The sequence below is a fragment of the Microcystis aeruginosa LEGE 91341 genome (assembly GCF_015206885.1).
GTDB lineage: Bacteria > Cyanobacteriota > Cyanobacteriia > Cyanobacteriales > Microcystaceae > Microcystis > Microcystis aeruginosa_H.
Window position 1 is genome coordinate 1 of the sequence record NZ_JADEXY010000128.1, and the last position, 12,126, is coordinate 12,126.

The following is a 12,126-nucleotide window of genomic DNA, read 5'->3' on the forward strand; positions in this document are numbered from 1 at the left end:
CCCCTTATCAAGGGGGGCAGGGGGGATCGAACCTAAAATCCATTTTTAATTTAATTATAACCAGCTACTTAGATGCGATAACCTGGACCGTAGTCTATTCTTAATTCAAAAACACCTCCTCCTACCGAACGGTAATCGCCTAAATTGCCCATCCTCACTCGGTCAAGTCTTTTACTGATGATAGTTTGAGTTTTAGACACTCGGATAGAATCAAACCAATTATCAAAAGGAATTTGACCATCGGCTGTTACATAACGCTCAATTTCTCTTGGTTGCGTTGCCATGAATTAACTCTAGCACATTAGTTTCCTCGCCAATGCTTAACATTTTCCATCTATTCCCTTAGAGGAGGGCGCAAACCTCGTTCAACTGCTACTTTTAAAGCACGAGCTTTATAAATTAAACCGCGCCGGTAAACCTGCATCAGTGTATCTAGTTGGTTGACTCCAGCTTGATTAAGTTCTCCTTCTTGATTCTGGGCTAAAAGACTACTGAATAACTCTTGCTGTTCAGCTTCCATTTGCAGGTCACAGAGGGCTAAAATTTGGTTATCTGGCAAAGATTCGATGGAGAGTTCGCTGATAGCGTAGTCAATCCATTCGACTAACATTTCTTCTAATCGTCGATGAGTAAGTGCTGCAATTTGTTTAGCTTGTTCGGCTAAGGCTTCAGGCAGTTCTAGGGTGACAGTTTCAGTCATTTTTTCTTTATTATGCCGCATAAGAGAGCTTTCAATTCAGAACCCCCAAACTTGGGATGCAGGGGATCTTCCCTATATAGTCTTAGAGAAATCGCCTAAACCGAGGCTCTCCTATTTTACAATAAAACCGTTAAATCTGACTAACTGCTATAGTTAAAACATGGCGGCTCTATGGTTCCGGTTATCACATTTACTTTGGACAAATCGGGACAACGATTATCTTACTCCTGTGTGGAGGAGATAAAAAAACGTAAGCTAAAAACATTGAAATAGCCCAAAAATATTGGCAAGATTATAGGAGGCGAGAAAATGCCAGTCAGTGATAGTTATCATGATTCCCTGATCGAATCCCTTAAAGATCCCCATTATGCAGCAGTTTATCTAGAAACTCATCTAGAGGGAGATGAATATAGATTTGAATCAGAATTACTTAGACTCTCCTTCAATCACGTCCTAGAAGCCCTTGGCTCCCAAAATCTAACACCAGAACAAATCAAAATTCAGGCGAAGCAATTGGAAGAATTAATGCAAAAACCTGCCCCTGAAGCCATGAATCAACTAACCTCTTGGCTCCAAGCTTTAGGATTGAGATTAACGATAACAGTCGCTCCAAAAATGCCAGAAATAAATCATCAAAATGACGCTGTTAGTTCAATCAAGATTACAGTATAGTTCAGCAAGCTTAGTAAATGCTGAACCTCAGCAAGTCTTTTTCGGGCTTAACCGAGTAGTATTGGGTCTTATTCTGCTTCTCCAATTAAAGTAAATGCCGCCCAATCTTTCGGATTAGGATGGTTTTTCATGGTGGTTAACATTGCCTGTCGCAACGCCTGCGCTTTATCGAGTTTTTTCTCTTGCCAATTGCGATAAAATTCAGTCATTAAACTTGCAGTAGGTGCATCGGGAACTGACCATAAAGAAACAATAATACTTGGCACTCCTGCGGTAATTAAAGAACGGGATAATCCGATTACACCATCTCCGGTAATGCGTCCCCTTCCCGTATCACAAGCACTTAAAACCACTAATTCCGCATTCAGTTTTAAGTCGAGAATTTCACTAGCAGTAAGCAAACCATCATCATTTCCTGAAGGTGCAAGAGCGATCGCACCGGGTACTCCTAATCCTTTAAAATCATCTAATAAACCATGGGTTGCTAGATGAATAATTCTGGCTTGGGGTAATTGGGAAAGGATGGCAGTTTTAGTGGCTTCATTACCTGTTAAAGCTTTAGTATTGAGTAGTTTAGCAATAGTAATAGCTTCGTTTTCTGCTGCTGGTAAGGGATTAAGTTGTTCTGGTGGTTCGCCAATTTTAACCGTTACTTTTGGCATGGTGGGATTCCCAACAACGACAAGTCCTTTCGGGTTAGCTTGTTGAACTTTTACTCGTTGTTTTTGGGTTAAGTCTAAAACTTGGATAGCGGGTGCTGTGAGAATTGTGTGTTTTTCAATTAGGTATTTGCCATTTTCATCTTGTAAAGCAGGAAAAGGTACTAAAAATAGTTCTCCTTGAGGCATAAAAATAACATGAGCATTCGGATCGGTCGGTAATAAATCTGCGATCGGCTCAATAAGTAATTTGTGAAGTTGCTTTAAGCTTTCTGGGGACTGTTGATCGTCGATTTCAGGAACAATATTAGGACTACGACCTCTTACTCCAATATTATGGCGAACACGAGTAATGAGACTTGCTAGGGACTCATTAACAGATGTTGTTATCTCAGCTTGTCGGAATTCCACTTTTCCTGTTGGTTGTACAACCCAAATATAAAGTTCTTGTTCATCTTTTAAATTTAAGTTCTCTCGATTAGCAATAATGGAATACTCGATGAGAGTGGCATTTTTTTCTTTGGCAATTTCTTTAATTTCTGCCAGTTTTGGATAGGTAATATTAATGGTAATGTTTGACGAAGGGGAAGATTTCGTGGCTAAAGTTTCTGCTAAAATGCGGGCGCGACTTGCTTCTGCAATTTCTAAAGCTTCTGAAGATTTATTTTGTTGAACTAATGCTTTTTGTAATAAGCGATAGGTTCTGGTTTCTCTCTCAAAAATGGCAATTTTATTTTGTCCAGGATATCCAAAGAGCGATTCACCTACTTTTGACCGCAGATCGCTTAAAATAGTCATTGCTTCTTTGAGAATTGTTTCCGCTTCTGAATATTTTTTGAGTTGAATTAAGCTCTCTCCTATATTAGTTAACATTAAGCCTATACCTCTATCATAGCCAACTTCTTTAGCGATCGCTAAACTTTGTTGATAGAAATTGATGGCTTGATTGTAGTTTCCTTGAGCATAATAAGCATCTCCTAGCATTCCCAAAGCTTGTCCTTCATCTTGGCGATTATTTTTGTCGTTTGATTGGCGAATAATTGCCAAGTCTTGCTCTAGGTTAACTATAGCTTCTTGATATTTCCCTAAATTAATATATACTAGACCAATATTTCCTAATAAAAAACCTTCCAAATTTAGGTCTTTTAATTCTCTAGCAATAATTAAAGCTTCTTGGTAACTATTTAAGGCTTCTTTATGCTTTCCCTGACAATAATTGATATTTCCTTGTCGTAATAATCCATTGGCTTCTTCATCTCGGTTTTTGCTCTTTCTAGCAAGGTCTATATGTAATGAAGCAAAATCTGCTGCTTTTTGACAATCACCTATTAGATAATAAGTCGCATTAAGTTTATTGGTTGCTATGGCTAAAGCCGGATAATCTTTAAGTTTCACAGCCTGAAAGAAAAGGGAGAGATAAGTTTCAATCGCATTACTATAATTTTTGTCATTTTCATAAATTCCCCCTAAAAAAATTAAAGCATCTTTTGATTGATTTTTTCGATAGTTTTCTTCTGCAATATTTCCTGCTTGTGCGCGAAAATTATTGGCTTCATTATTATCTCCCTTCTCCTGGTATAATTTCGCTAATACAGTCAAGAAGGCAATTCCCTCATTAATTGTTTTTGGCTCTTGAGCCATATCAAGAATTTTTTCATAATAGATTTGCGCTCGATTATTGTTGTTGTCTTGGGTATAATAAACCCAACCTATCATTGATAAAGCATAGAGAATATTATCTATATTATTATTTTTTTGAGAAATTTCTAAAAGTTTTTGATATTGTTCAATAGATTTTTCATATTTCTTGAGATTTTTATAAAGTTTACCCATGCTTTTTAGAGCTTCAACTATTTGAGTTATATCTTTATTTTCCTTAAGCAAAATATCGAGTGATTGTTGATAATATTGAAGTCCTTTTTCTTGATTTTTCTGATCCCAATAAACTTTCCCCAAACCTGTTAAAGCTTGTCTTTGAAAATTTAATTCATTTATCTCTTGAGAAACTTCTAACATTTTTTGGTAACTCTTAATGGCTAAATCATAGTTTTTGCTAAGACGATAAACTTCTCCCAGTTCATCAAGAGAAAAAATAATTTTATCAGGTTGATTAAGACTAATAGCGTAGTCTAACGCTTGTTGATAAGACTGAATAGCTTTATCATACAAATTCTGAGCTTTATAGGCATCCCCCAACTTAAAAGAACTTGTAAAAATATCTTTGAGGCTATTAATTTTTTTAGATGCTTCTAGGGATTGTTGGTAAAATTGAACTGCTTGAGGGTAATTTTTTCTCGCAGCATTAATTAAACCAAGACTTCCAGTATTAACAGCAATCTGTTTGAAATCTTGTATTTTTTGAGCTATTATTAAGGCTTTTTGATATAATGCTTCGGCTTTATCATAATCTTTTTCAAGGTAATAAATATAAGCAATTTCAGATAATATCGAAGTTTCAGCTTGTTGATTACTAATTTGTTGTGCTAATATTAATCCTTCTTGTAAATATTGTTTTGCTAAGTCATTTTTTTCCGCCAATCTAGCTATTTTTCCTAGATTCTCCAAGACTCTAACTTGTTGTGTAACATCTCCAAGCTGTTGCCATATATGTAAGACTTTTTGCCAAGAATTAATTGCTTGTTGAACTTGATTAGTTTTAAGAAAATTTATCCCTTGTTTTTCTAATTGGTTAGCCCTTTCTCTTAAATCTTCTGAAGTTTGCGCCGTAGCAAAAAACCAGCTAGAAGATTCTCCCCCAACAAAAGGGAATAAAGACACAACTGAATAAATAATAACAGATGCTGTCACTCTCAAAAATTTCTGTTTCATATTACTACTTTTATCGGTAAAGAGAAGTAGGCTGATAGTTTTTGGATTTTGACTTGTTTATGAACTTAAGGTTATCAACCACCTCAAAACTAATCGACATAGCAGCCATCTGTCGGGTATCAATCTGACGCACTCTTGAAGTAGAAACTGTGCCACTTCTCCGACTAACCCCATCTAAATCATCCAGAAGGCTAGAAATCGCCTCATCCGGCTGAGTTAAATCTATAGGTGTCCCTCTCAGATTATCCCCCCTCTCTGTAGCTAAAACCCGCAACAATTCCACAGCTTTGGTTAGAGGAGTCGTAGTAGCAATAACCAACACTTCCGCTATTCCCGTTTCACCCTCTACCTTAAATTTGTACAATTCCCCTCGATTTGGATCGGGAATCTGAATTTTTTCCCCCGGAGTCACAGGAGAATTATCTCCCCTTCCCAGTAAAGGCGAAAGGACGGTAAGCGTTGCATCTACGCTAATAAGTAAAACAGTAATATAGAGAGGAACTAACTCGTTATTTTGTACGAGAAATTGTACTTGAGTCCCCTGCTTGATTTTTTGCGCGTTACTGGTTAAACCGCGCACCCCTCTATTTTGACTGAAACTGCCTGACTTTGCACCCCTAACCGTAAACGATTCCGCCACCAATTGGCCGCCATCTACCGCTTCCATCGCCGCAGCCACACTCAAGCGAGAGGAGGTCGCATTGAGGGTTAGCTTGACTAACCTTGCCGCTAATAAAGACTTGAGTTTCCCTTGCAATCGCTTGACTCCATCAGTTACCCTTTCTCCTGAAATCCCAGCTGAACCCGGAATCAGATCCGTAGCCAGAGAAAATAAAGCCAGACTACCTATTTCTGGTAAGGGAGTCACTTTAAGTTTCTGCAATTGTTGATAGTAAGAGGGAGTCACTCGACCCAGAATATAGTGGATATCCGTCTCATCTGAGGAAACCGCTTCGATGGGTTTAATCCCTTGTAAAGCTTGCTTGGCGGCTGCTTGTTCTTGTCCTAAGGAAGCATCTAAGGCAATACGGAGAGTTAAGTCCCTGGGAATAACCCGCGATCGCTCTTGAAGTAGAGTCCCGAAAGCAATATTATCTCTTGTCTGCATCAGTTTCCCCTTAGCTGTCAACTCTTGACGCGACTCTATCTGAACTTGACCTCGTTCTTTTCCTTCCCCATCCACTAAAGTTAAAATTGCCCCCCGACCGAATGCTTCTAAGGTACGCGGATCGATCCCTCCCAAAAACAGATCCACCTGATTTCCCTGCACTTGAGTAACCACAGCTTCAGCAGGGACTTTCTGTTCTGGTTTGAGAAAATAAACCCCTTGCTGGCTGTTGTTACTTCCCTCCCTAGTATTAAATTCCGGTTGCTGTAATAAACCAGCCGTCGGGAAATATTCGCGTAAAATGCGATCGGTAGTAGCCGTCGCACTTATCATTACTTGACTAACTGAATCGCCTCCGGTTTGCTGCCAGAGATAGCGAGTCAAGATATATGTAAAGATACCGGCAGCCGTATCACCAAAGGAAGCATCGATCGCCGCTTGGTCAGTTCTAGCAGCCGCCAGCATTATGCCTTTGGGAACGCCTTTTTTTCGCTCTGTGGCCAAGTCTGAAGCGGTCAAGTTGAGTCTGGACATCAGTTGTTTTTGATATTCCTGTTCCTGGGGACTTGCTAACAGTTGGATGTTAGAGTTTTCAGTCCGGTTTAACTCCCGATTTCCATGGCGCGATCGCACTGTTAAAATGCCTTTTCTTGCCCCTCCAGAGTGACAACTATCCAGAATAAAAGTGACATTTTCTGTATTAATTGCTTGCATTAACAACCACAAAGTATGACCTGTAATATCATTAACTTTTCCTCCTTTATTGGGATAACCTGGAGGGAGAATGCTATCAACAGGAACAATCGTGCTAACTTGCCCATCTTGAAAAATTTGATCGGGATCAAAAACTTGAGAACCATGACCAGAAAAGTGAAAAACTACCACATCACCGGGTTGCGCCCATTTAATTAAATGCTCCTCAAACGCTTGTAGGATATTCTCACGAGTTGCTTCATGATCAGTTAAAAGCAAAATTTGCTCGGACTGAAATCCAAAACGGTGAATGAGTAATTCCTGTTGTAGTTTGACATCATTGACTGCACCTTCAAGAGGTATCCATCTAGTATCGGGGTAATTATTAACACCCACTAATAATGCCCGTTTACGAGGTGTATTCTCTGCCAGTACGCTATGATAAAGAATGGCTTGCTGTTTCAATTCCAACTGGCTCAATCCTAAAGTGGCTAATAAAGAACCAGTCAGGGATAGTAATTGCCTACGCTTAATTCTAGTCATAAAATTTCACTCCCTATTTAAACTACCAAATCTTGATCCTGAAAGCATTTATTATGGTGATTTGGGGGGAATTTGCTCGGCCGTTAAGGTGACAATTTAGCCATCTTTTAAAATGCTAATAGACTCTCCTATATCGCTATTCTCACACCAGCATCGATTTTCTGATGCAGTTCTGTTAAGGTGGATTCAGTCATTTGAGTTACAGATAGATAATCCAAGTATCGCACAAGGGTAAATACAAATAGATTAGGTTAACGACACATCTTCGAGAATATTATGCCACTGGCCACCTTTCTGTCAACTCTCTCTAAAGACTAATGATTTCCTCCTCTTCTTTTCTGTGTACTTTGTCCGCCTAAATCTGTTAAACTAGAAACATCGGAACTCAATACTGGAGAAACCCCTTATAGCGTTTTTCAGTCTGCTGAGGTACAAAAGTTATGGGTTTTAGGCAAAAGGGAAGAGGCAAAAGGGAAGAAAAATAGGTGTACCTCACTAGCTTAGGAAACGCTATATGTCAGAAACCTCTTATCTTTAATTCCACCCACTTACTTAGGAAATCACCATGGAACTTTATCAACGAATAGCCAATTTTTATGACTCCTCTAGTGGACTATGGGAAAGGATTTGGGGCGAACATATGCACCATGGTTACTACGGTCGCGGTGGCAAGATTAAACTCAATCGCCGTCAGGCACAAATTGATTTAATAGAAGAATTATTAACTTGGGGTGGTGTGACCGGCGCTAATCAGATTCTCGATGTGGGTTGTGGTATTGGTGGCAGTAGCCTTTATCTGGCCGAAAAATTTCACAGCCAAGGTGTGGGGATTACCCTTTCCCCGGTACAAGCCGCTAGAGCCAGCCAAAGAGCGCAAGAGTTCAATTTAGAGGAACAAGTGAGTTTTTGTGTGGCTGATGCCCTAAAAACCCCCTTTCCTGAGAATAATTTTGATCTGGTCTGGTCATTAGAAAGTGGCGAACATATGCCCGATAAAAGGCAATTTCTGCGGGAATGTTATCGGGTTTTGCAGCCCGGGGGGACTTTTTTGATGGCTACTTGGTGTCATCGTCCCACCACTTCCCTCGCCAGTAATTTAACGGAAGGAGAGATTAAACTATTAAACGAGATTTATCAGGTTTATTGTCTGCCCTATGTGATTTCTTTGCCAGAATACGCCGATATTGCCTGTGAAGTGGGCTTTCAAGACCTAAAAACCGATGATTGGTCTCTATCGGTGGCCGCTTTTTGGGATGTGGTGATTGATTCGGCCTTAACCCCAGATGCGATCGCTGGTCTGTTAGCAAGCGGTTATACTACTATCCAAGGGGCCTTATCTTTAGGGTTAATGCGGCGCGGTTACGAGTCGGGTTTAATTCGTTTCGGTTTACTGCAAGGGAAAAAATAATCGGCGTTGTCAGATCAGAATAGGAAAGATGCAATGCAATCCTTGCTACCCTTCGACCCCTTCGACCCCTTCGACCCCTTCGACTTGGCTCAGGGCAAGTTGGCTCAGGGCAAGTTGGCTCAGGGCAAGTTGGCTCAGGGCAAGTCAAAGTAATTTGAGTTCCGGTGCTGATTCGGATCATCTTTCAATTTGACAACGCCAATTTTTCCCCAATCCAGTCTTTGACAATAGCTTGTAACGGTAAATCACGACGCTGACTTTCTTGCTCAAGAGCCTCTACCATCCATGAGGGAAACTCAAACGCAATTGTTTGTTCGTCGGAATTAGAACGTTTAATTTTAGTTAAATCCAAGTATTCGATGATATTTTCTCCATCATCAAATTTGCGGTCAAAATCTTCAGCTTTCATAAATTTCTACCTCTTCAGATCTAGTTCGTTTCCGTCGCTGCATCTCAATTTGGTCGAAATATCTATAGGACATTTTGGGCGCACGCAGTTCGATAAACTCACTGACCACTAGGTACTCCTACCAGAATATTATGGTAGTGACTGTATCGGCAAAAGTTATAGTACAATTGGGCTAATAAATTTTGGAATTCCCTTGCTGCTGTTATCAGTAAAAAGTTATCAGGTAGAACCCGAAGGGAGCGTCCCCAAGTAAAAGGGAAAGAGATATCACCTGAGCATGATCTTGCTGGTTTTCTTGGATCTTGTCCGATGGCTCAGGGCAGATTTGAACTGCCGACCTTGGGCTTATGAGTCCCCTGCTCTGACCAACTGAGCTACTAAGCCGTTGTTTACACAGTTATCAATGATAACACATAATCACCCAATTGCACAAGAGCAAAAAAGGGAAGATTTTTTCTTCCCTTTGGGGGCATCTTTAACGTCTGCCTGGCAGGAAAGCGATGGGATTAACTGCGCCCTGGCCGGAGGGGTGAACCTCGAAATGGAGGTGGGGGCCGGTGCTAAAACCGGTGCTACCCATCTGGGCGATTGGCTCGCCTTGCTGAACAGTTTCGCCGCGACGCACCAGCAGACGGCTGTTATGGGCATAGAGAGTGACGCTACCATCGGGGTGACGCAGTTTCACCAGATTGCCATAACCGCCAGAATTCCAGCCGGAGGAGATTACTTCACCGGCAGCCGCGGCCACAACTGGTGTACCCACTGGACCAGCGATATCGATGCCGCGATGAGGTCTGCCCCAGCGCCAACCGAAACCGGAGGTTAACACACCTCTAGTGGGCCAAATAAAGCCGGTAAAAATCGGGGCGGGGTTAGGTAAATGCTCATCGGGATTGTTGAGGGGAGGAAGGGAAGGTTCTACGGTTTCGCCGACGGGGATTCGGAGGCGGTCATTATATTCTTCCACATTGGTAGGAGCCGAACCGATAATCTGGGGGGGGGTGCTTTGGTTAGAACGAGAACGAAGGGCTGTCCACTGGGGATTAGGGGTTATTTGCCGATCATCGGGGGTTTCTGCGGGATTATCGACGGGAATAGCGATACTTTTCTGGGTTTCCGAAAGGTTAGTTTCCCGCAGATTAGCCACCTCTTGGCGCAATCTTTCCCGATAGCTGCCGGTGATATTTTCGGGGAATTCTTCCGTCCCCGTGGTGGCGGTGGCGGCGGGCAAATTTTGCCGATTGCTGGGGTTAAAGGACAATCTCGGGCGATCGCCGACCAAGGGGGTAAGATTTTGATTAACTCTAGCGTTGGCAGAGCGATCGGGAACCACTAGGGTTTGATTAACTTTAATCCGGTTGGGGTTGTCAATGCCGTTTTCCCTAGCTAATTCGGCGGGGGTGATGCCGAGAGCGCGAGCGATCGTGTTTAAGGTATCCCCTGGCCGAACCCGATAAACTTGGTTTTCTGGGGGAACTATAACCCTAGGATTGGGAATGGCGGGAATTTCAGTCACAGGAGCCGGATTTCGTAGGGCAACGCTGGGAATTTCCGGTCTGCTGGTTAGGGGAGGATTAACGGGAATTGTGGCTATCGGGCGATCGCTTTCAGGGGTGGGAACGGGAATCGGGATCACCTGGCCGGTTGGTCGGGGGGACTCTTCGGGAGCAATAACGGGAATCTCGACGCTAGTTGGCGAATTATCGGGAACGAGAGCGGTAGTTTCGGTGACGATTACCGTTTCCCCAGAATTGGACTGATGGGGGTTTTCCTCGGTTCGCAAGGCGGCCAAACTTTCTTGGAGACGTTGACGGGTTTGACGCAGACTAGCAGAGGAACTATCCAACTGCTCAGGAGTTGCTGCCGGGGCTGCCGAGGGCAACTGCTCAGGAGTGGGAATTTTTAAAGTTTGTCCGATAATCAGATCGGATTGGGGGGAGAGATTATTGCTACTAGCGATCGCTGTGGGGGTGGTTTGATAGCTGTCGGCTAAACTCCACAGGGATTCTCCTGATTTTACCTGATGCTCAACCACTGATGTGGCGATGAATTTGACGGTGGCGAGTGCTTGGGATTGGATTATTTGCGGTTCTTTTAGTTCTTTACCCGCAGCTTTGGCTTTTTGGGCCAGGTCGATCACTTCCCATTCTAAGGGTACAGAATTGGCGGCCTGGGCTGATTCTGAGGTGGAGTTGAGAATGCTAGGTACTCCCAGAGATAGTGCTAATCCCAGCAGAGCAACTGAGTAACGGACTCGGTTAGACTCAGCGGTGCAATTCTGTTCTGGGGTAGCGGATGTCATGGGGTTGTGGATAAAAGTCTCTTTCAAACAGACCTCCTGTGGTGTAAAGAGTTAGCTAGAGCCAGTGGATTAAGCCGATGGGTCTAGCTTTCAGCATTAGCCTTGAGGCTAGAGTAGAAGTTGAGCAACTTTACTTTTTAGTCAAAATACCTAAAGGTGACTTTTAGGTGAGATTAACTTAGATTCTGAAATCATGCAAGTCTCCCTCTGACCATTAGCACCGGGATCACGGCAAGTTGGTGACATTTTGAATGTCCAGATTGACGATGCTCTATCTCAGATGTTCCAAGCTGATCAGCATTTTTCGTCCTGCCAATTTTTGCCAGTTTTTTGATAGAAAATTTTTATCGGTTTTTCCGTTTACAAAGAAATTATTGATGATTCGCCGCTCGAAAGGGGCAAAGATGGCTATTCAGGGGGCAATAATTAGGGTTTGCGGGAAAAAGTTTTTCGTGGGGGTAGGGTGTGGGCTTCGGCCGTGAGCTCAGCCGAACGGGTGTGGGGTTTTACCGAGAACAATACGGGGCGTTGATGTCATAACAGATACAGCCTAACGCCTACCGGCTCTTCATAGAAATTCCCGAAGCTAGAGAAAATTATTGGGATGAGCCTCAAAGATATTATTGGTGCGTTACCTGCGGGTTTTTGCACCCGACAAGAGCGGTGATCGTACTATAGACCTCTTGCATAAATCCGAAAACAAACGATAGAAACAATAATGGGAGGGACTTTCAGTTAATTATTTATTAGTAGTTGATAATCTTCAAAAATGTTGCTGTACAAGGATCGACTTAAGACTTTTG

8 protein-coding genes and 1 tRNA gene are annotated in these 12,126 nt (G+C 42.2%); 2 read left to right on the top strand and 7 right to left on the bottom strand.

All coding sequences use genetic code 11. The annotated features are described in order from the left end of the window. Window positions 1-68: 68 nt before the first annotated feature. Entirely contained in the window at window positions 69-284 is a 216-nt protein-coding gene (locus IQ234_RS16700; RefSeq protein WP_150976071.1) for a type II toxin-antitoxin system RelE/ParE family toxin, read from the bottom strand. A gap of 50 nt (window positions 285-334) precedes the next feature. After that, the gene (locus IQ234_RS16705) at window positions 335-700 is read right to left on the bottom strand and encodes a hypothetical protein (protein ID WP_228008590.1); all 366 of its coding nucleotides are present in this window, start codon (window positions 698-700) and stop codon (window positions 335-337) included. 309 nt (window positions 701-1,009) lie between these two features. Here IQ234_RS16705 and IQ234_RS16710 point away from each other — a divergent pair, with 309 nt between their 5' ends. Then, a complete protein-coding gene (locus tag IQ234_RS16710) occupies window positions 1,010-1,372 on the top strand; it encodes a DNA-binding protein (protein WP_193957906.1) in 363 nt (120 codons plus the stop codon). Between the two features lie 68 nt (window positions 1,373-1,440). On the opposite strand, the gene IQ234_RS16715 is transcribed toward IQ234_RS16710, so the two are convergent. Together IQ234_RS16715 and IQ234_RS16720 are read right to left on the bottom strand one after the other, a co-directional pair. Then, window positions 1,441-4,839 (bottom strand): CHAT domain-containing protein, encoded by a 3,399-nt coding sequence (locus tag IQ234_RS16715; protein WP_193957907.1) that lies wholly within the window; start codon window positions 4,837-4,839, stop codon window positions 1,441-1,443. Between the two features lie 31 nt (window positions 4,840-4,870). Next, window positions 4,871-7,204: a caspase family protein gene (locus IQ234_RS16720; RefSeq protein WP_193957908.1), complete on the bottom strand. Its 2,334-nt coding sequence runs from the start codon at window positions 7,202-7,204 to the stop codon at window positions 4,871-4,873. A 565-nt stretch (window positions 7,205-7,769) separates the two neighbouring features. Between IQ234_RS16720 and IQ234_RS16725 the strand changes: the two genes are divergently transcribed. Next, a complete protein-coding gene (locus IQ234_RS16725; RefSeq protein WP_193957909.1) occupies window positions 7,770-8,612 on the top strand; it encodes a methyltransferase domain-containing protein in 843 nt (280 codons plus the stop codon). 184 nt (window positions 8,613-8,796) lie between these two features. On the opposite strand, the gene brnA is transcribed toward IQ234_RS16725, so the two are convergent. From brnA to IQ234_RS16740, 3 genes are all read right to left on the bottom strand, one after another. After that, window positions 8,797-9,021, bottom strand: coding sequence for a type II toxin-antitoxin system BrnA family antitoxin (gene brnA, locus IQ234_RS16730; RefSeq protein WP_002742276.1), 225 nt, complete (start codon window positions 9,019-9,021; stop codon window positions 8,797-8,799). A 310-nt stretch (window positions 9,022-9,331) separates the two neighbouring features. Continuing rightward, window positions 9,332-9,405 (bottom strand) — tRNA-Met (locus IQ234_RS16735). Window positions 9,406-9,496: 91 nt separating this feature from the next. Continuing rightward, entirely contained in the window at window positions 9,497-11,323 is a 1,827-nt protein-coding gene (locus IQ234_RS16740; RefSeq protein ID WP_193957910.1) for a peptidoglycan DD-metalloendopeptidase family protein, read from the bottom strand. Window positions 11,324-12,126: the final 803 nt, after the last annotated feature.

Bases quoted from the DNA above. Each gene is read 5' to 3' on its own strand.
- IQ234_RS16720 (WP_193957908.1), bottom strand. From the start codon at position 7,204: ATGACTAGAATTAAGCGTAGGCAATTACTATCCCTGACTGGTTCTTTA.
- brnA (WP_002742276.1), bottom strand. From the start codon at position 9,021: ATGAAAGCTGAAGATTTTGACCGCAAATTTGATGATGGAGAAAATATC.
- IQ234_RS16710 (WP_193957906.1), top strand. From the start codon at position 1,010: ATGCCAGTCAGTGATAGTTATCATGATTCCCTGATCGAATCCCTTAAA.
- IQ234_RS16725 (WP_193957909.1), top strand. From the start codon at position 7,770: ATGGAACTTTATCAACGAATAGCCAATTTTTATGACTCCTCTAGTGGA.
- IQ234_RS16700 (WP_150976071.1), bottom strand. From the start codon at position 284: ATGGCAACGCAACCAAGAGAAATTGAGCGTTATGTAACAGCCGATGGT.
- IQ234_RS16705 (WP_228008590.1), bottom strand. From the start codon at position 700: ATGACTGAAACTGTCACCCTAGAACTGCCTGAAGCCTTAGCCGAACAA.
- IQ234_RS16740 (WP_193957910.1), bottom strand. From the start codon at position 11,323: ATGACATCCGCTACCCCAGAACAGAATTGCACCGCTGAGTCTAACCGA.